Below are 23,442 nucleotides of genomic sequence, written 5' to 3'. Positions count from 1 at the left end.
TTGCGACGATGCCAAGTGTAAGGAAGGCAGTTGTGGGTGCGGTTGTTGCCCGTCGGATTACTGTCCAAGAACCATAGTCAGCCAGACACGCATTGATTTTAGCGCAGGGGGGCGTTCACGAGGCGGGATAGCTTCGATCATGGGAAGACAGTCCAGCGCCCAGATCCTTTTGTTGTCATAGAACGACCGCCGGGGCAGACCGGGCATCTGCAGGAAGTCATAATTCCCGTTTTCATCGCGACCGCTGGCATCCAGAGGCATCAGGGCTTCAAGCGGGAGGTCTTCGGGCATCCCTGCGGGCCGTGGCCCGACATAGGGCGGAGGCAGCGGAATGTCACGCTCATGCCCATAGCGCGGGGCCTGTGTCTTCATCTTCACAAAATGCGCGACTTCTCCAATCCGAACGCCAGGCACATCAGCCCCCACCGGGGCTTCCTGGGCTGGCGGGGTCGCCACAGCAATCTGCCGGGCGGGAGCCGGGGGCTGCGCCAGTGGCGCGGGTGTCTCATAGCCCTGGGGATACAGCACTGAGGGGCTGTTCCGTCTGGCCTGAGCCAGTTGCCGGGCCTGAAATTCCTGCTCGGCCTGCGCCATTTTCTGGCGGATATCCGCTTTTTCTGCCGCCTGTGCCTGTTTGCGGGCCAGGGCGTCAATCCGGGCCTGCTCGCGCACGGCCTCGCGTTCTGCCGCCTCTGCGTCAAGGCGTGCGCGCAGCAGGCTGAAGCTCCGGCGCACACGGTACCATGTCTTGCGGGCACAGGAGATGCTGGGGGCTTCGCCCTTTACGTTTGTCAGACCACACTGCCCGAAATACGCACACAGAGCCCGCCAGTTCATCCGTTCGCCATTCTGACGCTCCAGGATGGCATCATGGTGCTCACGCAGAAAGCGGAACAGTGCGGAATGTTCCCAGGCTCCGCCGACAAGGTCGAGGAACTGCCCGATATCGGGGGCCGTGGTTGCGCTCATTGTCAGTCCTCCCCCTCTCTCAGGTCCGCAGACGGCGGTGGTGCCGATCTTTGCTCTTGCTACCCCCGTCGCTTTTGCGAGTCAACTTTGACATAGCTCCGCCTCGGCTTCGCCCTCGCTTCGCGATAACAAGAGGACAGAATCGGGACATGTTTTAAGAAAAGACCATATACAAATGCACCCTTGCGGGTGCGCCCCCTGCGGGGGCACAGGCTATCCGGAAGAAGGAGAGGCGCTGTCACGTGTTGCGACCGCTGTGCGGCGCTCGGCACGAAGGGGTTTCTCGCGTTTCTTGAACTGTCATGATCCATCATGATACGCTCGGCGAAGTGTTACAGGAGGTGTCCCATGGCCGCGCCACAGCGTGCAAAATTCGCGACCCAGGTTGATCCCAGGGTGCTGGAGACGATCCGGGAGCTGGCCCGGCAGGAAGGGCGTCAGCTTCAGGCGCTGGTCGATGAGGCACTGGTGGACCTGATTGAAAAGCGCAGGCAGGTGCGCCCGCGTCCGTCTGTCATGGCGCTTTACCAGTCGAGCCATGAGACGTTTGCGCCGCTCTACCGGAAGCTGGCTGAGTGACGGATTATCTGACCCTTGTGGAAGTGCTGGCTATCCACGAGGACCAGATCATGCGCTATGGCGGGTCTTTGGGAGTACGGGACCCGGGCCTTCTGGAGGCTGCGCTGTTTCGGCCCCAGACCGGCTACTATCCCGATCTGCTTTCCGAGGCGGCGGCCCTGTGGGAGAGCCTGTCACAGAACCATCCCTTTGTTGATGGCAACAAGCGCACGGCTTTTGCCGTGACATGGACCTTTCTGGCTCTCAATGGTGCCCGCTGGACGGCGACGGCACAGGAGACCGAAACGTTCATCCTCGGCCTGCATGCGGCGGGCACGTTTGACTTTGAACATCTCTTCTCATGGCTGCGGGCACACACCGTGGTCTGATGGTCAGGGTGCGGCGCTGAGCACACCCACAACGGGTTGGCTGAGACTGGTCACTTTCATCCATTCAGGAAGTGAGCAGAGGAATGCCGACAGAGAAAACCGCGTCATCCGCCGATCTTGCGAACGTGCTGTCCAGGGGGCTGGCGCAGCTCGATAGCGGCCAGAAGCAGGCGCTCGATCTCCTGCACAAGATCCTTGAGGTGGTGATGCCCGCCGAGGACGATGAGGCCAACCGGATCGCGGATGCCCTGCAGCAGCTGGCGGCGTGTGTTGCCGAACAGACTGAGGTGCTCCAGAGGGTGGAGGCCAGCCTTGGCCGCCTGTGCGCGCCTGAGGAGCACCGCCAGGGATGATTACCTATCGCAAGCTCTCGGCCAACGGCGTGGGCAGGCTTCTGGTCGCCTATATGCGGGAGCATCAGCTCAGGCCCGGTCCGGTCGGGGACCACACGGCCAGCCAGACCGCAGAGGCCGGTGGGCGTCTGAACAGCTATTTCACCGGCCGGGATGGCCAGGGGTCCTGGGCACCCGATATCGGGCCGCTGATCGCGGATGCCCTGGGGCTGGACATCTCCCGGCCTCCCACGGATGAGGAACTGATCCGGCTGTTCGAGTGCAAGCGCGCCTCGGATGGGGCGGACTGGCCGGGGGCGCATGCCAACAGGACCATCTCGGGGATCGACTTCACGGCCTCCCCCGATAAGTCCGTGACGCTGGCCGCCGAGTTTGCCGCGACTACGGCCGAACAGGCGCTGATCTGGCACGCCATCCAGCAGGCCAACGACCGTGCCCTGGCGCTGATTGGCCGCGAGATCGGCGTGGCCCGCCGGGGGCAGGGCGGTCAGGGGGAGCATGAGGCGGGGGAGGTGGCCTGGGTGTCGTTCCGGCATTATACGGCCCGCCCGGCCATGCATATCCAGGATGGGCTCAACGGGCCGACCGCTTCGGTGGAAATTCCCGTGCCGGGTGATCCACAGGCCCATATCCATAATGCGGTGTTCAATGCCGTTGCGACGGAAGACGGCCATCTGGGGTCTCTGGACACGGCCCGGGTGACGAAGATGACATCGCATCTGTTCGGCGCCTACTTCCAGGCCGAGCTGGGCCAGCAGTTGCGCAGCATGGGGGTGCGTGTCAGGCCGGATGAGCGCGGTCGCGCCATCGTCATTGAGGCCATCCCCCGTGATGTCTGCGAGGCCTTCTCCAAGCGCAGCCGACAGGCGGAACAGCAGGCCAAGGCGTTCGTTAAACGACAGGGCGGGAACTGGGATACGCTCTCGGCCGAGCAGAAGTTCAAGGTGCTGCACCAGGCCAATCTGGCCTATCGCTCGAAGAAATACGACGGGACCAATGACCGGGAAATCTGGCGCGAGGAAGCCCGGGCTCTGGGCTGGTCGCATCGCAGTGTTCTGGAGGATGTGGTGGCAGCGCCTACGGACCCCGGGCAGCGCTACGAGCAGGCCTGCGCCATTGCCTCGCGGCTGCTGGCCGAGGAGTTCGAAACCCAGGCGGTGATCGACCGGGATGCCTTTCGGATGCATGCGGCGCACGGGCTGATCGCGACGGGGCTGGATGGGCCACAGGATATCGACCGGGTGGCCGAGATGATTCTGGAACGCGGGATCGAGATCCGGGGCGAGCGGGTGCATTTTCTGCAGGGGGTGGCGCACGGGCGGGTGCAGGTCACGACCAGTGAACAGATCCGGGTCGAGCAGGAGATGGGGCGGCTGGCCGGGCTGTCGGCCCGCACACGGGCGGGCAGTCTGGAGGATGCGGCGATTGCCCGGGTCATTGCGGCATCCTCCCTGGACTTTGAGCGCGAGCCTGATCATGGCCGGGCCCAGAAGGCAGCGATCTTCGCCCTGGGGCGGGCCGGGGGGCTGGGCTTTCTGACCGGGGTTGCGGGGGCGGGCAAGACGGCCCTGCTGGCGCCGCTGGTCTCGGCCTGGAAAGAGGACGGGCGGCAGGTCATCGGGGCGGCCGTGGCCTGGCGGCAGGCCGACGCCCTGCGCGATACGGGGATCAGCCAGAGTTTTGCACTGGCGAAGCTGCTGCGTGACATTGAGACCGGCGAGCACGGGCTGACTCGCCAGACCGTGCTGGTGCTGGACGAGGTCAGCCAGATCGGCCCCCGCCAGATGCTGCGGCTGCTGGAATTGCAGGAGACGATCGGATTTTCCATGCGGCTTCTGGGAGACCGGGAACAGGCGCAGGCGATTGAGGCCGGGGACAGTCTGGCCATCCTCAAACGTGTCCTGCCCGCCGAGGCAGCCCCCGAACTGCTGTCCACCATCCGGCAGGCCTCGGCCCGGGGGCGGGCCATCGCGGGGCTGTTCCGCAGCCAGGGGCGCGATCCCGCGCTGTCGGAGGCGGAGCAGCGCGAGAAGGACGCCGAGCGGGCACGTGAAGCCATTGCCATGAAATGCAGGGACGGGACATTCCGCCTGATCGGGGGGGATCATGACCAGGTGGTCGATGAGATTGCGGATTTCTATCTCAGGCGGCGCGACATGCTGACGGCTGCAGGGTCTCGGCGGGGGATTACGATGTCGGCCCCGACCAACGAGGACGTCATGGCGTTGAGCATGGCCGTACGCAGCCGCCTGCGCGCCCGGGGCGAGATTGGTGAGGCCGAGATCATCCGCCCTGCGATTGACCAACGGGGAGAGGTCTATGACCTGCCGCTGTCGGTAGGGGATCGGGTGCGTCTGTTTGATCGTGTGCAGGTCCGGGTGCAGACCCCGCGCGGGCTGCGCTGGCGGCATCTGGGGTCCAACGGGGATATCGTGTCGGTGGCGGGGTGGGATGAGGCCGGACTGCGGCTGACGAACAGTCGGGGGCTTGAGGGGCTGGTGCCCTGGGAGCGGCTGGCGGATCAGACGAGCGGGCGCACACGTCTGGGCTTTGGACATGCCATGACCATTGACGCGGCCCAGGGGATTACCTCGGATGAACATATCAATGCCATGCCCCGTGGCACTGCGACCATGACCGGCTTTACCGCCTATGTGGCGGAAAGCCGCCATGTGCAGACCTGCTGGACCCGGATTGCGGAGGCCCCCGTGCGTGAGGCCGAGCAGTTCTCCCGTCCTTTGGGGGACACGACCCCGGTCACCCATGCGGATCTTCTGGACCGGATTGCTGCTGATCTGGGGCGGCATCCCTACAAACCTGTCGGGATTGACCTCATGAAGCGGCGGTTGGCCTTTGAGGCGGAGACCGCACGCTGGATCAGGCAGAGCCATACGGCCGAGGCGATGGTGCAGGCGGGGCAGTCCCCCGGTGGCGGGTGGCGGGCGCGCAAGGCGACCCAGGGGCTGCGCGCCATTCCGGGGACGTGCTGGGATGACATCAGCCGCACCATGCGCAAGCGTGCCTATGAAACCCAGAATGTTGCGGAGAGGATCAGCAGGCTGGTGGAGGAGCAGTTGCGCAGTCGGGAGGCTGAGGGGCAGGGTGAGGCCGCTCAGGTGAAGACTGAGCGCGAACGGACCCATCGGCGGAGCCCTTCGGTGTCGCCGGGACAATAGAGCAACAGACCGACTGAAGACGGGAGATGACTATGAAAGGCACAGTGAGCGAGACGCTGCTGCAGATCCTGATGCCTCTGGTTGAGGCGGAGCGGGAGGCTGAAGGCCTGCAGAGTGCCGAGGACTATGCGGCTTTCCGGGAGCGGCATGCGGTGTTGAACGCCCGGGTTCTGGCGGCCCTGAAAGCTGAGGTGGAGACCCGCGAGACGTTGAGCCTTGCGGATTTGCAGGACCTTTACCGCCTGGTTGTGGCGCATCCTGCGCTGCGTGGGTCGGTGTCTGACCAGGCTGTTGCCGGGGCGGTTCTGAGCGAGGCATGGCAGGGTCTCAAAGGCTGGCGGCGCTGAGGGACCGAAAAGCGCTTGAAATTTCTCCGCCACCATGTTCTCATTATGTTCTCTATCGGGCATGGGAAGGTGGGAACGATGGCGGCATATACGGACAAGTCTTTATTACGACACATTTGCTCCGTCAGGGTGTGTCTCCACGTCTTTGATCACCGATGGAACTGTATAGCTACCTCCAGGAGTGCGGGGGAACCATCGATATCAGGTGAGTGCACTTCTATGGAGAGATATCATGTTGGGTAAGAGTATTGCCATTTTAATGTACATATCTCGCCTGCAATAGGGAGCTGAACCTGTCTTAATGTGTGGCATTTAACTTTTAATAATGAAAACGGCATTGGATAACTTCAATACGCTGATCATCTTCAGCATGGCCTCTGACGCGGTAAACCAGACGATGTTCTCCCGTAATCCGTCGGGACCACCATCCGGTTAACTGTCCCTTGAGTGGCTCAGGTTTGCCCAAACCCTGAAATGGATGTCGTCGCACATCTTCGATCAAGGTATTTATTTTCCCAAGAAGCGCAGTGTCTGACTGGAACCAGGAAAGATAATCTTCCCAGCCATTCTCATGAAAAAAAACCTTCACGCTGATTGTGTATCCCGCGGCTCAAGAATATCCTGCTCTGTCATTGCTCCGCACTCCATGTCACGAATACTCTGTAACAGTCTCTCCGCGTTGTGTGGGCTGCTCAGGAGATGCACGGTTTCCTGCCAGCCAGAAAACTCTTCTTCCGACATCAGCACAACGGCCCCTTTCCCGGTTTTACGGGTCACGATAATCGGTGCACGACTGTTGACGGCTTCGTCCAGATAGTAAGCTAGATTTTGACGCAGATCGGTATAGGAAACACAGGTCATGATTGATCCTCCTTCTGCAACATAACGTACGGTTTTCTGTACGTCTTGTATTTTATATCTCTACTTCCTTAGCTTTTTTGTGTCTTCCGTCGGGCGAAGAAGATGTTAATTCAATTAGCGATTCATTGAGGATCATGATGTCGATACGAGAGAGCATCAGATTGTGTTTTCGAGCGGATGTCATTTTGAATATCATTTTTCGTCCAGATAGATGTTTCGAAAAACCTTTTATTATTACGTGGTTTGTCCTGATTTCGTTTTTCTTATACCCGAAGCGGAAATAAGGAGAAAAAATCACATATCAAACGAGATTACATGCGGAATAATCTTCCTTATTAACTGATGGAATATCCAGACAATTCAAATAAAATTGCAAAAAATATTGATAAAATAATTTGTTTTTAAAATCTTCAGGTATGAGTATTTTTTTAATATTGGTGATGTAAAGCCTTTCTAGCTAATGATAACGCGGGCAGCGCGTAGAGTGGCTCGTTTAGTGTCGCAATTATCTGCTGTGTGTTGCATGGATACAATTACTCATATATTAGAATGAATTAGCAGCCTGTTTGTGAAAAATATTTTAAAATTCAAGGGGATAGCGTAGCTTTATGTTTTTTTTAGGTCGTGAAAATAAAAAGCAAAAAGATGTCAGGACAGCACATCAAATCCTTGCAGAGTCAATATTCGAACACACTTTAAGTGGCTGTTTTTATTTAAAAGATGGCAAGGTAGCTGATTGTAATACAGCCATGCTTAATCTTGTTCGTGGGAATAGAGATCAGATTATAGGGTTAAGTGTTGAAAAATTTTCGCCGGAGTTTCAACCTGACGGAAAAAAATCAAACATTGCCACTCAAGAAATAATAGAAAGGCTCTTTAAATACAGAAAACCAATCCAATTTGATTGGGTTCATGTGCGTATGGATGGCAATATACTTCCTGTTTTTGCGACCATATTTCTCATCAATATTGAAGGAAATGACGAAATTGCAGTGGTTTGGGAAGATAGGTGTGAGCATTTTGCTGCCCAGGAACAACAGATAAAAAATCAAAAAAATATAGAATTTATGACGGAGTCTTTTCGTAGAGTTTTACACGACATAAAAACAGGTGATCTTACTGCAACACTGGATCAAGCCTTTGCACCAGAATATGAGTCTATCAGGAAAGACTTTAATGACGGGCTTTGTGCCATTAGTGAGGCGATGCAGAAAATTGCCAGCAATACAGTTGTTGTAAGCAACACTTCAGCTGAAGTTTCTACTGCTACTGAGGATCTTGCACGACGTACTGAAGAGCAGGCTTCCAGCCTTGAGCAGACTACGGTAACAGTTTCGTCTATCAATAAAAACATGCATAAAATTGCATCATTAACAAAAAATGCTCGAGATACGTCGTTTTTGACCAAAAAAAGTGTCGAAGAATCACGTGAAAGTATTATTAATGCAATGGAAGCGATGAAAAAAATAGAGTCTTCATCAGAGAAAATTAACTCTATTATAGAAACAATTAATGGAATTTCTTTCCAGACAAATATTTTGGCTCTAAATGCGGCTGTTGAAGCGGCCAGAGCGGGTGAGCATGGACGTGGGTTTTCGGTTGTTGCAAGCGAAATCAGGACATTAGCTCAGCGCACGGCAGATGAGTCGAAAAACATACAAGATCTCATATCTCGGTCTTATGCCGATATAAATAATGGAGTCAGTTTTGTTGGAGATACGGAGAAATGCATTCATGACATTACAAACCAGATTAGAGATCTTGAGCATTTGATTGGAAGCGTTTCATCATCAGCTATTGAGCAGTCTAATGGTTTGAACGAAATTAACATGACGATGAACGAAATGGACGCAATCACACAGAAAAATGCAGCCATGGTGGAAGAAACCACTGCAGCCGTTCATAATCTTGCACGAGAGGCAGAATCATTAAGAGAGGTCGTAGGTCATTTCAATATAGACAGGATTGTGAACCCTGAACTTCAATCCCATTTTTATTTGTTAGGAAATCGTTCTTAATATATATTATATATTAAGAACGAAACCTTTAGAGACTGTGTTTCATGTCATATGTGGACGCAGTCTCTTTCATGGAAAGTTATTGTGCTGATAGAAATGAATGTAGGAATTTTAAAGAAATACTCATGGATGGTACTGTGAAAACTTGCAAAAAATATTGGAGTAATTTGATGTGTAATTGGAAGATCAATAGTAAATTTCTTCCTTATTATATTGAAAGAGCCTCCTAATGATAGTTTTTCCATGTGGGAATTGTACAGAGCAGGAATATAGTGATTTCTTCGAAAAGGATCTCGTGGAAATTTATTTCCAACCTGTTCTAGATGAGTTCTTAAATATCGTCTGTTTTGAGCAGTTAATGCGAGTTAAATGTAGGTGTGGCCGGATATTTTCTCCAGATTATTTCCAGCCACTTCTATCGGAGAATGATCTCCATAAAAAGGTTACTACATTATGTATTGACTATGCTGAAAAATTCATAAAAAAATATAATGGGAGATATAGTGTTTCTATAAACGTGTCTCAAATAGATATAAATAATAAGGTTTTTTTGGATCGTCTAAAAGAGATTTCTAAAAAAAAACCACGCAATCCAAAGAATATTATTTTTGAAATTTCAGAAAGAATGAAAGTAAACAAAAACATTGTTTTAAAAATAAAAAACCTCATAAATTATGGCTTTAAATTTTCTCTTGATGATTTTTTCTCTGAACACAGTACGTTACTGCCGGTTATTGATATAGATCTTTATGGAATAAAAATTGATAAAGGTATGTTGGTAAATTTTTCGTCCAACCTTAAAACACAAGCATTGATAGAAGCCATTATATATTACTGCAATAGGATGCAAATTTATTGCTACGCTGAGGGCGTGGAAACAATGAATGCGTTCTACGAGTTAAAAGGAATGGGAGTCAGGCGTTTTCAAGGATTTTTCTGTTCTCCTGCAGTTAGTCTTGATAATCTTGATAAGCTCATCGAGAGTTGGAATATGCGATATAATACAAACAAATCTCATGAATAAACGATTAGCACTACAGTTGCATTTTGTGTCGTGAGTGAAAGCGCATAGCGTTGGCCTGATGTGTTCGTCGAAAGACGGACCATCTGAGGATATGGGCGACGGGTAGGCGGCGTTGTGCAAGCTTTACAACGATGCGCCTGATTTCCTGTATGGACCATCGGATAAGGATAATCGTCTTCTGCGTTGTGTTTTTTTCGGTTTCAGTGAGTTTGCCTGATACCGCACACTTGCCATGACGGCATAGGCAAGCATGACCAAAGAGACATGCCGATGCCAACCATGCCAGGAACGGGTTTCGTTATGATCGAGACCGAATTCGTTTTTGGCTGCTTCGAAACATTCTTCGATCCTCCAGCGCGTTCCTTCAACGTTCACGAGTTCCTGTATGGTCGTCCCTTTCGGACACCAAGTCGTAAAATAGGCGAGGTCTCCATCGACGATGGTCCGACGGATCAACAGGCCACGTGTCCATGATCCGGCAATAGGGCAGTCAAATTCTTCAGCATCCAGATCGGCAAGCGCAAGATATGCCCAGTCATACAGTCGCTCACCCTTTGTGCCGTGCCCCGCAGACAGGCGGTGCCAGTCATTCTCTGACAGAGCCGCCGCAATATCTCTTGCTTCTCCTGCAATCAGCGGGTCTGTTGCCCATGACCCGAACCAGTGATTGCCTTTGACGCCAAGGACATATCCTATTCCTGCCCGACGAAGTGTGCGTTCCACATCGCCGACGCCATACACGCTGTCTGCTGCGACCCAGCGGAAGGGCACGCCGACCTCGATACTGCGCTCGATCATCATCGAGGCCAACGCCGGTTTGGTTGCAAATACCACGTCATCGGGAACGTGGGTCTGCTGGAGGCGCTCACGGTTCGATGTCCAGTCTTGCGGGAGATACAGGGCGCGGTCAATAAAGGCATGGCCACGCGCCGAGACATAGGTGGCAAATACCCCAATCTGGCAGTTCGTGATCTTGCCGGCAGATCCCGTATACTGCCGCCCGACACTGCATGACCTTTCTTCAGAAAACCGGTCTCATCAATCACCAGTACACCATCTTCAGTGCCCAGATGCTCGATCACATATTCCCTCACGACATCACGAAGAGCATCGGCATCCCAGCGCCCGCGCCCCAAAAGTGCCTGCTGCCGCCAGGAACCGGGATCTCCTGCGGCTTCTGCCCGCATCCAACCTGTCTTGCGTGGATCATTGCCAATTAAAACATCAAGGAAAGAACACGCTGAATCCGCGACACGCTTTTGCGTAAACAGTGGAGCAATCCGCTCCTTGGCTGATCGAAGCGAACGCACCCATAATTCCAGCGTCTCTTCAACAGACGCACCACCAGTCATCATATCCTGAATCATGGTTATTCATAGAGTCAGAACTCAACACAAAATGCAACTGTAGTGCTAATTTAGAAATATCAAAATATAACTTCATTGAGACGGAAATAACGACCACCCGCTTCTAAAGCAGGAAAGACCTTACAGACCGAATAATGACTGCCAAATTGCGTCCCACCGTAAGGTTGGTGTTTCTCAGAAAAACATATCGTTCCATCTGGTGTTCCATAGGGTGTCGATACATTCAAAAGAGACAATTGTTCTTCATGCTCTCCATGCTGTATAGCGATTTTCTTAACGGCTTCGAGAACATCACCCTGTTCATTGCCTTCTAGGATAACCGTTTCAGAACGATCTCTGGGTGAGCCATCGCTGACACCACTCTGAAACCCACCTCTGCTAAGACTACCCGGTCGGTTTAAGGTAATATGGGCTAGAGTTACAATTTTCATCTTTATCTCCGAATCCAATGATAGACTAAAGCTATTTCGTATAGCCTATCCGTCAATCCCCAGCCTTATGGAGTCCTCGTGTCTTAGCCCACCTCTGACGAGCAGCTTCTGCCATTCTCGCTTTATGTTCTGGGCTCTTTGGATTTCTCATATTCGTTGTATTTGATTTTGGTTTACGAAGTTTAAAATCTGTTAGATCTTGAAACTCTTTCTATATTGTAGGGATGGAAGAAGGAAACGGAACAGGCACTTTTACGGACGAGACATGGGCGATCTGGGAACATTTGATTGAGGCGGTTTACCCACGAAGCAAGACGCTGCCCTATGATCTGCGGCGCACGATAGCAGCGATTTTCTGGCGTCATGTGAGTGGTGCGAAATGGCGGGTATCCCCACTGAACTGGGTCCGTGGTGGCGGGCGGCACAGCTTTTCATCTGCCGGGCGAAACTCTGTGTATGGGAGCGCCTGCTCGGACGGGTTCAGGACCAATACGAAGTGGCGTTCGGAATGACTTTTCTGGATGGCACGAACATCAAGGCTCATCACAAAGCGGCGGGAGCTCACAAAAAGGAGCCTCTTTCGAAGAACGAGACCATCGTGAAGCTCTTGGCCGCTCTCGCGGCGGTTGTGGCACAAAAGTCTGCGTGATCGCTGATGGACATGGGAAAGCCTTCGGTTTTGCTTTGGCCCCCGGATAGGCTCATGAACTGCCCCTGGCCCTAGCACTACAGTTGCATATTGTGTTGAGTTCTGACTCTATGAATAACCATGATTCAGGATATGATGACTGGTGGTGCGTCTGTTGAAGAGACGCTGGAATTATGGGTGCGTTCGCTTCGATCAGCCAAGGAGCGGATTGCTCCACTGTTTACGCAAAAGCGTGTCGCGGATTCAGCGTGTTCTTTCCTTGATGTTTTAATTGGCAATGATCCACGCAAGACAGGTTGGATGCGGGCAGAAGCCGCAGGAGATCCCGGTTCCTGGCGGCAGCAGGCACTTTTGGGGCGCGGGCGCTGGGATGCCGATGCTCTTCGTGATGTCGTGAGGGAATATGTGATCGAGCATCTGGGCACTGAAGATGGTGTACTGGTGATTGATGAGACCGGTTTTCTGAAGAAAGGTCATGCAGTGTCGGGCGGCAGTATACGGGATCTGCCGGCAAGATCACGAACTGCCAGATTGGGGTATTTGCCACCTATGTCTCGGCGCGTGGCCATGCCTTTATTGACCGCGCCCTGTATCTCCCGCAAGACTGGACATCGAACCGTGAGCGCCTCCAGCAGACCCACGTTCCCGATGACGTGGTATTTGCAACCAAACCGGCGTTGGCCTCGATGATGATCGAGCGCAGTATCGAGGTCGGCGTGCCCTTCCGCTGGGTCGCAGCAGACAGCGTGTATGGCGTCGGCGATGTGGAACGCACACTTCGTCGGGCAGGAATAGGATATGTCCTTGGCGTCAAAGGCAATCACTGGTTCGGGTCATGGGCAACAGACCCGCTGATTGCAGGAGAAGCAAGAGATATTGCGGCGGCTCTGTCAGAGAATGACTGGCACCGCCTGTCTGCGGGGCACGGCACAAAGGGTGAGCGACTGTATGACTGGGCATATCTTGCGCTTGCCGATCTGGATGCTGAAGAATTTGACTGCCCTATTGCCGGATCATGGACACGTGGCCTGTTGATCCGTCGGACCATCGTCGATGGAGACCTCGCCTATTTTACGACTTGGTGTCCGAAAGGGACGACCATACAGGAACTCGTGAACGTTGAAGGAACGCGCTGGAGGATCGAAGAATGTTTCGAAGCAGCCAAAAACGAATTCGGTCTCGATCATAACGAAACCCGTTCCTGGCATGGTTGGCATCGGCATGTCTCTTTGGTCATGCTTGCCTATGCCGTCATGGCAAGTGTGCGGTATCAGGCAAACTCACTGAAACCGAAAAAAACACAACGCAGAAGACGATTATCCTTATCCGATGGTCCATACAGGAAATCAGGCGCATCGTTGTAAAGCTTGCACAACGCCGCCTACCCGTCGCCCATATCCTCAGATGGTCCGTCTTTCGACGAACACATCAGGCCAACGCTATGCGCTTTCACTCACGACACAAAATGCAACTGTAGTGCTAGGCTCAGGACCTATTAATTTATTGAACTGAGTAGGGCATTGTGATTCAGAGGCTTATCGATGGAGGTTAAGCCTGTGAGTGACATGTTTTTGCTGTCCGAGCGCCAGATGGAACGGATCAGGCCGTTTTTCCCTCTGGCGCACGGAGTGCCACGCGTGGATGACCGGCGTGTTCTGAGCGGGATTGTTTATGTGATCCGCAACGGTCTTCAGTGGAAAGACGCTCCGAAAGCGTATGGTCCGCACAAGACTTTGTATAATCGCTTCATCCGGTGGAGCCGCCTGGGTGTCTTCGACCGGATCTTCGTCGCGCTGACAGAGCAGGCTGGCCGTTCAAAGCGCCTGATGATTGATGCAACACACCTCAAAGCGCATAGAACGGCAGCGTCCCTGCTTAAAAAGGGGCTTTTCCCCGCCATATCGGACGCACAAAAGGCGGCCTGAACTCAAAACTCCATGCCATATGTGATGGACAGGGACGCCCTGTCCGCCTTCATCTGACTGCTGGACAGGTCAGTGATTTCAAAGGTGCTGATGTTCTGCTGGTGGACCTGCCGGATGAGACAGAGGAAGTCATCGGTGATCGGGGATACGACAGCAATAAAATCAGACAGTCTCTCGCAGACCGGAACATCACCGCCTGTATTCCGCCGAAGAAGAACAGGAAATCAAAGCCACCTTACGACTGGCATCTGTATAAAAGGCGCCATCTGATCGAAAACATGTTCGCAAAGCTGAAGGACTGGCGACGTGTTGCGACCCGATATGACCGGTGCGCTCATACCTTCATGTCCGCAATCCATATCGCTGCAAGCTTCATCTTCTGGCTCAAAAAATGAGTCCTGAGCCTAGAAAAACCCTCTCATTATAAGATATTGTCCCGATATAATTGGAAAATAATCTATAAATATTAATTCGATATATTTATCATTGATCTGTTAGTGCAATCAGCGCTCCCATTGTGAAAATAGCAACAATTGTTGATAAAAAAACAGTCGATGCGGCTTCTCGCTCGCCTTTTTTAATCTGACTGGAGAGAATTACAATTATAGATGCAGAAGGCATTGCGAATGTAAGGACGGCTTCTCTCAAGTAAAAAGACGGGAGGTGCACTGCCAACGCCAATCCCCAAGCACATAGTGGAGATACAATATTTCTTATTAAAACCGATGTTATAATCATTTTATTTATTATAGGACGCATAAGACAAAGAAGAATACCTGCTGAAAACATCGCAACACCACCCGTAGATTTCCCCAACATGATAAAAGATGTATTTATCATTTTTGGCACAGGTACACCTGATAAAACCAAGAGAAAAGCAATCAGTGGCGCTAAAACAACTGGTTGTTTAAACGCTTGTTTAAGATGCACGAGCCACCCTCCAGACTCGCCCATTGTTTCTTCATTATCACCGGCTAGAAGAAAAAATACTATTGGAATCAATACAACATTAATAGTCATACTGGCGAGTGACACTGCCAGTGCGCTCTTACCACCAAACAGGAAACCAAGCACCGCAGAGCCTACGAAAGGCACTGATGGATTGCCAACTGCAAGAGCCTGAAGTGTAGCTAACGACACCGTCCGATTGAAAACAAATCGAGACAAACAATACGTTAATAAAAAGCTGACGATCATCCACCCTATGATAACCGCTGCAAATGCTTGCGAATTTAAAATTTGTTGACGATCAATTCTTGATATTCCAACAAACAAGTCTAAAGGCAATGCAAACTTTAGAACCATACGGTTCATAGCAGTTGCTTGATCTCTATTAAACATTCCCGCTGAGGCAGAAATGTAACCGAGAACCATTGATAAAACAATAGGAAATATTGCGCCACAAATAGTCTCTAACATACTGCCCCACAAGAAGTATATTGGTTAATTTTTTCAAAAAACCGAGAATTTGTAAAAGGTATTTACTGCAACTAGAGTAAATAATTAAATCTACGAAATCATCGTTCATCGCCCCTACATTGTTTCAAAAAATTCTCATAGCTCTTGCCTTACTAGGGTCGCCAACGCCTTCGCTGCGCTAGGATTTGATGGGATAAAGATAATTAAAAACAGTATCATTCAAAATTAAAAGTAAAATATAAATTACATAATGTATTTTCGTAAATTTATTTCATAAAAATATTAATATATAAATATTACGAGTGTAAAATAAATAATTAAAAATTATAAGAACTTTATTATCTGGTTACAGTAAAGCTATACTCGCATTACAGTTGAATTTTGTGTTGAATTCTGAATCTATGAGCACCATGATTCAGGATATAATGAGTGGTGCTGGGTCTATTGAAGATATGCTGGATTTGTGGGTGTTTGGACTTAGGACAGCCAAGGAGCGGATCTCGCGTTGTTTACGCAACAGCGTGTTGTGGTATCTTAACGTTCCGATTGGCAATGAATCACGCAAGATTGGTTGGATGCGTATTGAAGCAGAGTGATGTTGTCAGGGAGCAAGTGGTCAAGCAATCTGATCACTGAAGATAGCGTTCTGCCCAGATGAGACCGGTTTTCTGAAGAAAGGTTATGCACCCTGCTGTGTGGCGCGGCAGTATACGGGATATGCAGGCAAGATCACGAACTGCCAAATCAGGCCTAGTCTCGTTTGTCTGTGGGAAGCGCACAAAGGTGGAGCAGTTCTGTAACTGGGCATGTCTTGCGCTTACTGATCTTGATGCGGCGGAGTTTGATTGTTCCAGACCTCAATTGTGACACGTGACCTGCTTATCCGCAACAACAGCGCTGATGGAAATCTGGCCTGTTTTATGACTTGGCGCCCGAAAGGGACCACTATGAAGGAACTGGTGAACGTCAAAGGGATGCGCTGTAGGATCGAAAAATGTTTCGAGCCAGCCAAAAGCAAATTCGGCTTTGATTATAACGAAACACGTTCCTGGCATGGGTGGCATCGGTATGTCTCTCTGGTCATGCTGCCCTATGCCATCAGGGCAAGTGTGCGGTATTAGGAAAATTCACGAAAACTGAAAAAATAACGTAGAACATGATAATCGTCGTCCGCTGATCCATTCAGGAAATCAGGGGCCTCATCGCAAAACTTGCACAAGGCAGACAGTCTGTCGCTCACATCCTCAGATGGTCCGTCTTTCGACGAACACATCAGGTCAATGCTATTCGCGCTAACTCACAATACAAAATGCAACCGTAAGACTAAACAAAAAGTCTCATTTGATCGCATTCACAGTGGTATAAATAGGCCACCACTGATATTCATTGACGGCTTCAATCACATCCTTGATTTCGAACGGAGTAAGATTCTGCTCCTGCGCTTTGCGTGCAACTTCTATAGCGACAACACTAGACGTTGCACGCAGATCTGCATTGGATGGTAACAGAGCTGCACCTGGGGCTATATCTGTTGCCTGACTGGCAACTGCTTGTGCCGCTGCAAAGATCATTTCGTCAGAAACCTGACGCGCCCGCGATACGATTGTCCCGAGGCCAAGGCCCGGATAAAGAGCAGCATTGTTTGCCTGCCCGATTGAGTATGAAACGCCCTGATAGACGACATTGTCAAACGGTGCACCCGTTGCGACGAGCACTCGGCCTTCTGTCCACTCAATCAGTTGGGTGGGTGTAGCTTCGTGTAAGTTTGTCGGATTGGATAGTGGAAGAATAATAGGGCGCTCGACATGCGCGGCCATATCCTTCACCAATTCTTCGGTAAAGAGATGAGGCGTGGTCGATGTGCCGATCAGAATTGTCGGGTGCACATTTTTGACGACTTCAGCCAGTTCGATAATGCCGCCATTCAGTGCTTTTTCACGCCGTAAGGCAGCCATTGCGGGCCATCTGGTTTCGGTGGCAGCCAGAGTATCGGCTAAGGTACGATCCCATGACTCAACTTCAGAAGTGGGTCTGGCATAGCTGATCTGAAAGTCAAGGAGTCCGTGCGTCATGTCGTCGGTCAGCAGGCCAGGCAAATCCACAAGCCAGATGCGACGGGTCGCTTCATCCTGTGAAAGACCATGCCGCACCATTTGGTCACGAATTTGATCGGCGATCCCGACACCGGCTGTGCCGGCTCCTAAAATGACAATGCGCTGATCAGACCAGAGAGCGTTACTGCGTTGAACTGCATTCAGCAACGCCCCCAGCACAATGGCGCCGGTGCCTTGCATATCGTCGTTAAAGGTAGGAACCTTGTCACGGTAACGACTTAAAATACGGCGGGCATTTGTGGAGCCGAAGTCTTCCCAGTGCAGCATGGCTTTGGGAAAGAGTTTTTTGGCGGCTGTTACATATGCGTTGATGAAGTCGTCATAAACCTTGCCGACAACGCGGCTGTGTTGATAGCCAATATAAAGTGGGTCGTTGAGAAGTTTTTCATTATTTGTCCCAACATCCAGGACAACCGGAATGACGCGGTGCGGGTCAACGCCTGCAGCGGCTGTATAGACGGCCAGTTTGCCTATGGAAATATCAATCCCGTTGGCCCCCCAGTCGCCGATGCCAAGAATTTCTTCCGCATCACTGGCAACCAGAAGATCAATGTCGTTAGCGCTGGCACCGAAAGCTGCCAGTTTTCCCTCAATTTTCTCAGGTTCGTTAATGCTGAGAAAAACACCTCGTGGGCGCGTTATCACTTCACTATACTGCTCAATAGCCTGACCAACGACAGGATCATACACGACAGGTAGCATTTCCATGAGATGACGCTGAAGCAAAGCGTAAAACAGCGTCACATTGTTATCATGGAGTCTCCACATGTAAATGTGTTTATCGAGATCACTTGGTGCTTTACGGTAAGCAGCAAGGGCGCGGGTTAACTGGGGTTCCAGTTCATTTGTTATGATTGGTGGTAACAACCCGTTCAGCTCGAGAGAATCCCGCTCATCCTGTGTAAAGGCTGTGCCTTTATTGAGCGCGGGATCACGCAAAACATCATAACCTCTGGCACTTGTCTCGATTTTTCTCGCTTTTCCTGTGCCAGTGATCTTTGCCTGTCTGCTGAACATTTCTCTTTCCTCGACTGGTTCGATTGTCATGACGCTGCAATTTCGAGATCAGCAACGATCCAGATCATTCAATCCTTTTAAATCGAATGATGCTACGAGATAGCTTACCAGAGTCCCAGTTCGGCATTTTACGCCATGGCGTAATAACATCGGCGAAGTCGCCATCAATTTCGATAGTGCGTCTCTGCTCTGTCCCGACCCACTCTGGCGCCCAGGCTGTCTGCACGCTGGTAATCCACTGGTTGCCTTCAACTCTGTAACGACCAATATACGCGACAAGGGTTTTCATCAGATGGGCGCGGTCTTCGTCCGTTTTTGCCGGCTGCCGGTCGCTTCCTTCAAGATTGAAAGCAACCCATCCATTGGGCGTGAAAATAACACGACCACGGGGAGATGAACCCATCGCATCAATCATTTTACCCGTTTCTTTATCTTCCACTTTGTAAGAAACAAGCCCCCACACACCAACGATATTTTTTTTTAGATTGGCAGTTTCGACGGATATCGGCGATGCTTCTTTTGTATCCTGCGCGTATACGGGAGCCGTGGTCGCCAATACACTGAGAGCACAGACGCCAAATGCAGATTTAAACCACATAGATGATTGTTTTATGAACATAAGATTAACTCCTTCGTTATTCTCTTATTTCCGGTAGCGTCTGATGAAGCCCCAGAAACATGCAAACGCTATGATTAAGCCCCCTCCCATCATGCCAAAACGGCTAAGTGTAAGTAGCGGCGATTTTGGACCGCCCTGGCGTATCGTGGCGACTTGTGCTGGCGATACAGAAACTTGAGGCCTGCCATATGTATCAAAAACATATTTTGTGAGTTTGGCTATTTCCTCATCGCTGAGTTGTACGGCGTCAGTTTTCTTTCCTCCAAAACCGGGCATAAATGCTTCAGAGCCAGAAACATGACGATCAACACCAAAAAGGATGGTTGCGATCAGATTATCCGGATTGGAGGCCCCTGTAACGGAGTTGTGCCATAGTGATGGGTAATATCCATCGCGGCTGCCCTGTGCCTTGTAATTATGGCAGGATGCGCAATTTCCCATAAACAGTTCCGCACCCGAAATATCGGGATTATCTTCCGATCGAATGGGTTGATCACCTCTGACACGGTCTGCGCTGGAGACCGGCAGTCCAAGAGCGAAGCGTGAAAGATTTCCATCAGCAGGGTCACGCACTGGCTGCGTTGATACAAGGTATGTCGTCAGGGCGTTCAGGTCGGCCTCTGTCAGGTGCTGGAAACTGTGTTCGACGGCTTCACCCATACCTCCAGCCGCCTGTGCCAGACCGTCTATATGGCCTGATTTCAGGTAGGTCTTGATTGAATCCTGCGACCAGCTTCCTATGCCACTGATTTTGTCCGAGGTGATATTGGGAGCATACCACGAACCAAGGCTCGCGCCCCCGAGGGCTTTGGAGGTTTCTTCCTGCATCAGAAAGCCACGCGGCGTGTGGCAAGTTCCACAATGTGCCGGACCCTGCGCAAGATAGGCCCCTCTGTTCCACTCTGCCGAGTGTTGCGGATCAGGCTGGAAAATTGTGTTGTTACGAAAAAGTATATTCCAGAACATCATTGAACTGCGGATGTTCATTGGAAAAGGAAGAGCCGTTTTTGGCGGAGCGCTTTCGACAGGCTGAACAGATTTCATGAAATACAGGTACAGGTCATGTATGTCCTGATCTGTCATATAAGAATATGCTGTATAAGGCATTGCAGGATAGAGATTGCTTCCGTCCTTACGTATACCTTTGCGGACAGCACGGGAAAAATCTGCTTCACTATACTGCCCGATACCATATGTTTTTGATGGCGTGATGTTAGTTGAGTATATCGTGCCCAGGGGTGTTTTCATGGCCAGGCCACCGGCAAACGGCTTGCTGCCAGGTGCGGTATGGCAGGCGACGCAGTCCGATGCGACGGCTATGTAGGCACCCTGATCCGTAACGCTGGCATTTTCGGCTGAAGCAGCGCTGTACAGGAATATCGATCCGGCCAAGGCTGCAAGAAATGAAACCTTGGAGACTAATCTGGTATGGAACATTCTAAGCATGTTTCAGTTGCCCGACGATTGCATCTGCGGCTTTAAGCGCCAGTGCGGCCATGGTTATTGTGCTGTTCCCGCTGCCGCCGGTTGTCATTGCGCCACCACCAGGAAGGAAGAGATTATCGTGATCATGCGCACGGCAATCTGCATCCACGACTGAGTTGCTCGGATCATTGCCCATGATCGTGCCACCCATGATATGATCGCTGTGCAAGAATTCAGGTGAAATCTTGATATCTGTCGCGCCGAGTGCAGTTGCCAGTTTTTTAAGAAGGGGAACCGTATAGTTTTCAGCACTCCTGCGTACATAGTCGCCTACATCGTAATAGATGCGTGGACGGTTCAGGCCGAGCCAATCCTTTTTGTCTGACAGGGTCAGGCGGTTGAAGGGGAGAGGGAGAGGTTCGTGCTCAACGGTCAGGCGAGCTGTGCAGGCTGAAAGGCGACGAATTTCCTGATCAAGGGCTTTTCCGTAGAGACCTTTTTCCAGAGCGGCCAAGCCACCGAGTGTGCTTCGCGCCATGTTTTCCATACGGAACATGGCACCGGCATATTCACGTCGGAAATCACCCTGACTGGTGTTCATGATACTGCTGCTCTGAACAGGACCTACCCCGGTCCAGAGCGGTTCCGACATTTCAATATCTGCGATCAGCTTTGGCTGATCCATCATGTTGCGGCCAACCTGATCTGAACTATTGGCGACCCCACGGGGATTTTTGTCATCAGTGGATAAAAGGAGGAGTTTGGGCGTTTCTATGCCATTACACGCCAGCACAAAGATCTTGCCTGAAACGGAATATGAGGTTCTGTTCGGGTCGTAGTAGTGAACAGCCTCGACCTTTTTTCGGGAATTTGTTTCTACATGATAGGCGACAGCATTCGTGATGATTCTGCCTCCTTTTGCCTCGATGCGGGGCAAGGCGGTTGCGGCATCATATTTTGCGGCGATCGGGCAGACTGGAAAGCAATTATTATTTCCACAGCAGGGAGGGCGTCCATCAAACGAAACGCCACTATTGCGTGCTTGCGGGGCGGGAAGGTTCTGCATGCCAAGAGTTGCGGCAACATCGGTCAGCCGTTGCTCGCCCGGGCCAAAGGGAATGGGTCCCATCGGGTAGGGGCGTGAACGCGCAGTGCGCGGCGGCCATTGCAGGGCAGGGTCACCGGGGCCGCAGACACCAATCGCACACTCTGCTCGTGTATAGTAGGGCTCAAGCACATCATAGCTAAAAGCCCAGTCGCGCCCCACACCATAGAGGCTTTTAAGGCGCAGATCAGCGGGCGTCATACGCCAGCAGATACCAGCCCAGTGCCAGGTGGCACCGCCAGCATAACGCACGTAACCCTGCTCATAGGCTTTGGCATTAGGCCCGGTCAGGTCAAGATACGACGAGGCCTCAGTGGGAGTGCGTGTTTCAAGGTGCGGCGCCCACGGTTTGGGGGGATACGGGGCGTTCCAGTGGTTGCGTAGTGTGGGGGGGAGGTTACGATAGTTTTCAACTATTGTATCGCGACTGACACGGGGGCCTGCCTCGAGCATGAGCACGGAGAGCCCGGCATCAAGGGCCTGTTCTGCTATCAGGCAGCCGACGACGCCAGTCCCGACGATGACGACATCACTGTTGAGAGTGGAGGGCATAAATAATTCTCCAGAGAAACTCAGAACGAAGGTATGTTCAGGAGGGGAACGGCAGTCGCATTCCATGCATTGGGTGCTGACTTCGCGTAGGAGGGGATCGTCATGACATCGTTGGTGACTTTGAACATGAGCGCCTCTTCAAAGGCGACAACGCGGTCGCCCGATTTGCCGTGCACTACACCTGAATACCAAGCGGATATTATTTTCAGAGCTGAGTTTTTCAGTGTCATATCAGTCAGTGCCGGTATGAGGTGCTCAACATCCACGACGGCATTTTCTATTATGAAGCCCTGAATTACATGTAATGTATTGTCAAAATTCTCTTCAGACTCACTGAGTGCTGTGTAGATTTTTTGACCGACAAAGTGATCCAGTTCGTGAGGAACAAGAATTTTCGAGACGAGCATAAAAAGCAAGATGCTATCAGGCTCATATATTTCCCCGGTTGATGCTGCAAAGCTTCGAGACTGCGTAAAGCTGGCAGCGGTGGCAAGCGCACTCATGCCAAGGAGCAGCCCTCGTCTTTTTATTTTGAATTTTTTATGAAAGGACATCAACTACGTGCTCCTGCACACATCATATTTTTGATATGGTTGATCTGATAAAAGAGTACACTTAAAAATATAAATAAAAAAATAATTTATATTTTTAAGTGTACATAAATTACGCCGACCCATCAGTAGTAACATTCTATATATGATAATTTTATTATATTTTCAGAAAAATTTTGAATTTTAATTTATAAAATAAATAAATCTATATTGTCTTGATAGATATTTAAGTAAATGTGTCATTGTACGACTGTGGTGCTATTCTGTGGGAAACCATTAACTGTTTAAACAAAGCCTAAGTGCTCCATCTTCTTGGGTCATCATCCTGCGTGATGCAATCGAGCGCTTAAGGTTGCAGCTTTTGTTGAGTTAAAGATATTACGTACAATTACGGAGTTGCATTCGCCTGGTCGATCATTCAGCGTTAGAGCGAGAACGTCATTGAGGGACCTCTGGGATCTGTCAAATCAAGAGATCATGGTGCGGACACGCCATAGGCACCTCGTGACTACTTCTCTGGTTGCGTTAGGCCTGGTGATACTGGGAGCTCTCTCACGTTGTCTGATCTCCCCT

Annotated in this window: 19 protein-coding genes and 4 pseudogenes; 12 read left to right on the top strand and 11 right to left on the bottom strand. The window is 51.2% G+C overall.

What is annotated here, in order from left to right; translation table 11 throughout:
• Positions 1-57: 57 nt before the first annotated feature.
• Positions 58-969, bottom strand: a complete 912-nt coding sequence (locus FLP30_RS12870; protein ID WP_149280428.1) for a hypothetical protein — start codon at positions 967-969, stop codon at positions 58-60.
• Positions 970-1,317: 348 nt separating this feature from the next.
• On the opposite strand from FLP30_RS12870, the gene FLP30_RS12865 reads away from it, so the two are divergent.
• The 5 genes from FLP30_RS12865 to FLP30_RS12845 all read left to right on the top strand — a co-directional run bounded on the left by FLP30_RS12865 (position 1,318) and on the right by FLP30_RS12845 (position 5,792).
• Positions 1,318-1,548, top strand: coding sequence for a hypothetical protein (locus tag FLP30_RS12865; RefSeq protein ID WP_149280427.1), 231 nt, complete (start codon positions 1,318-1,320; stop codon positions 1,546-1,548).
• Positions 1,545-1,916: a type II toxin-antitoxin system death-on-curing family toxin gene (locus FLP30_RS12860; protein ID WP_149280426.1), complete on the top strand. Its 372-nt coding sequence runs from the start codon at positions 1,545-1,547 to the stop codon at positions 1,914-1,916. The genes FLP30_RS12865 and FLP30_RS12860 overlap by 4 nt, the downstream gene beginning before the upstream one ends.
• A gap of 83 nt (positions 1,917-1,999) precedes the next feature.
• The gene (locus FLP30_RS12855; protein ID WP_149280425.1) at positions 2,000-2,269 is read left to right on the top strand and encodes a hypothetical protein; all 270 of its coding nucleotides are present in this window, start codon (positions 2,000-2,002) and stop codon (positions 2,267-2,269) included.
• On the top strand, positions 2,266-5,445 hold the full coding sequence (gene mobF / locus FLP30_RS12850; protein ID WP_149280424.1) for a MobF family relaxase: 3,180 nt from the start codon (positions 2,266-2,268) through the stop codon (positions 5,443-5,445). The genes FLP30_RS12855 and mobF overlap by 4 nt, the downstream gene beginning before the upstream one ends.
• Before the next feature lie 32 nt (positions 5,446-5,477).
• Positions 5,478-5,792 (top strand): hypothetical protein, encoded by a 315-nt coding sequence (locus FLP30_RS12845; RefSeq protein ID WP_149280423.1) that lies wholly within the window; start codon positions 5,478-5,480, stop codon positions 5,790-5,792.
• A gap of 319 nt (positions 5,793-6,111) precedes the next feature.
• On the opposite strand, the gene FLP30_RS12840 is transcribed toward FLP30_RS12845, so the two are convergent.
• A complete protein-coding gene (locus FLP30_RS12840) occupies positions 6,112-6,381 on the bottom strand; it encodes a Txe/YoeB family addiction module toxin (protein ID WP_149280422.1) in 270 nt (89 codons plus the stop codon).
• The gene (locus tag FLP30_RS12835) at positions 6,378-6,653 is read right to left on the bottom strand and encodes a type II toxin-antitoxin system Phd/YefM family antitoxin (protein ID WP_149280421.1); all 276 of its coding nucleotides are present in this window, start codon (positions 6,651-6,653) and stop codon (positions 6,378-6,380) included. Before FLP30_RS12835 ends, FLP30_RS12840 begins: the two co-directional genes overlap by 4 nt.
• Positions 6,654-7,261: 608 nt before the next feature.
• Here FLP30_RS12835 and FLP30_RS12830 point away from each other — a divergent pair.
• Together FLP30_RS12830 and FLP30_RS12825 are read left to right on the top strand one after the other, a co-directional pair.
• Positions 7,262-8,671: a methyl-accepting chemotaxis protein gene (locus FLP30_RS12830; protein ID WP_149280420.1), complete on the top strand. Its 1,410-nt coding sequence runs from the start codon at positions 7,262-7,264 to the stop codon at positions 8,669-8,671.
• Between the two features lie 229 nt (positions 8,672-8,900).
• On the top strand, positions 8,901-9,695 hold the full coding sequence (locus FLP30_RS12825; protein WP_149280419.1) for an EAL domain-containing protein: 795 nt from the start codon (positions 8,901-8,903) through the stop codon (positions 9,693-9,695).
• Between the two features lie 123 nt (positions 9,696-9,818).
• Here FLP30_RS12825 and FLP30_RS12820 read toward each other — a convergent pair.
• Both FLP30_RS12820 and FLP30_RS12815 read right to left on the bottom strand, forming a co-directional pair.
• Positions 9,819-11,062, bottom strand: a pseudogene (locus FLP30_RS12820) (IS701 family transposase).
• Between the two features lie 59 nt (positions 11,063-11,121).
• On the bottom strand, positions 11,122-11,493 hold the full coding sequence (locus tag FLP30_RS12815) for a hypothetical protein (protein ID WP_149280418.1): 372 nt from the start codon (positions 11,491-11,493) through the stop codon (positions 11,122-11,124).
• A gap of 224 nt (positions 11,494-11,717) precedes the next feature.
• On the opposite strand from FLP30_RS12815, the pseudogene FLP30_RS12810 reads away from it, so the two are divergent.
• The 3 genes and pseudogenes from FLP30_RS12810 to FLP30_RS12800 form a co-directional block, all read left to right on the top strand.
• Positions 11,718-12,189 (top strand): annotated as a pseudogene (locus tag FLP30_RS12810) (transposase); the annotation flags it as partial.
• 73 nt (positions 12,190-12,262) lie between these two features.
• Positions 12,263-13,506 (top strand): annotated as a pseudogene (locus FLP30_RS12805) (IS701 family transposase).
• A gap of 192 nt (positions 13,507-13,698) precedes the next feature.
• Positions 13,699-14,462, top strand: a protein-coding gene (locus FLP30_RS12800) for an IS5 family transposase (protein WP_149280417.1) whose coding sequence is annotated in 2 segments (ribosomal slippage) — positions 13,699-14,032 and positions 14,032-14,462 — 765 coding nt in all. Because the reading frame shifts where the segments join, the coding sequence is not laid out codon by codon here.
• An 88-nt stretch (positions 14,463-14,550) separates the two neighbouring features.
• Here the strand turns inward: FLP30_RS12800 and FLP30_RS12795 are convergent.
• Entirely contained in the window at positions 14,551-15,486 is a 936-nt protein-coding gene (locus FLP30_RS12795) for an AEC family transporter (RefSeq protein ID WP_149280416.1), read from the bottom strand.
• A 401-nt stretch (positions 15,487-15,887) separates the two neighbouring features.
• Between FLP30_RS12795 and FLP30_RS14300 the strand changes: the two genes are divergently transcribed.
• Both FLP30_RS14300 and FLP30_RS14295 read left to right on the top strand, forming a co-directional pair.
• On the top strand, positions 15,888-16,082 hold the full coding sequence (locus tag FLP30_RS14300) for a hypothetical protein (RefSeq protein WP_246856670.1): 195 nt from the start codon (positions 15,888-15,890) through the stop codon (positions 16,080-16,082).
• Between the two features lie 41 nt (positions 16,083-16,123).
• A pseudogene (locus FLP30_RS14295) lies at positions 16,124-16,232 on the top strand (transposase); the annotation flags it as partial.
• Between the two features lie 591 nt (positions 16,233-16,823).
• Here the strand turns inward: FLP30_RS14295 and FLP30_RS12785 are convergent.
• From FLP30_RS12785 to FLP30_RS12765, 5 genes are all read right to left on the bottom strand, one after another.
• Positions 16,824-18,617: an NAD-dependent malic enzyme gene (locus tag FLP30_RS12785; protein ID WP_149280527.1), complete on the bottom strand. Its 1,794-nt coding sequence runs from the start codon at positions 18,615-18,617 to the stop codon at positions 16,824-16,826.
• A 64-nt stretch (positions 18,618-18,681) separates the two neighbouring features.
• Positions 18,682-19,236, bottom strand: coding sequence for a lipocalin-like domain-containing protein (locus tag FLP30_RS12780; RefSeq protein WP_246856669.1), 555 nt, complete (start codon positions 19,234-19,236; stop codon positions 18,682-18,684).
• A gap of 24 nt (positions 19,237-19,260) precedes the next feature.
• On the bottom strand, positions 19,261-20,682 hold the full coding sequence (locus FLP30_RS12775; protein ID WP_149280415.1) for a c-type cytochrome: 1,422 nt from the start codon (positions 20,680-20,682) through the stop codon (positions 19,261-19,263).
• Entirely contained in the window at positions 20,675-22,318 is a 1,644-nt protein-coding gene (locus FLP30_RS12770; protein WP_149280525.1) for a GMC family oxidoreductase, read from the bottom strand. Before FLP30_RS12770 ends, FLP30_RS12775 begins: the two co-directional genes overlap by 8 nt.
• 20 nt (positions 22,319-22,338) lie before the next feature.
• Positions 22,339-22,872: a sorbitol dehydrogenase family protein gene (locus FLP30_RS12765; protein ID WP_149280414.1), complete on the bottom strand. Its 534-nt coding sequence runs from the start codon at positions 22,870-22,872 to the stop codon at positions 22,339-22,341.
• Between the last annotated feature and the right edge of the window lie 570 nt (positions 22,873-23,442).

The sequence above is a fragment of the Acetobacter vaccinii genome (genome assembly GCF_008365315.1).
Lineage (GTDB): Bacteria > Pseudomonadota > Alphaproteobacteria > Acetobacterales > Acetobacteraceae > Acetobacter > Acetobacter vaccinii.
This window is presented reverse-complemented; position numbering and strand designations above follow the sequence as displayed.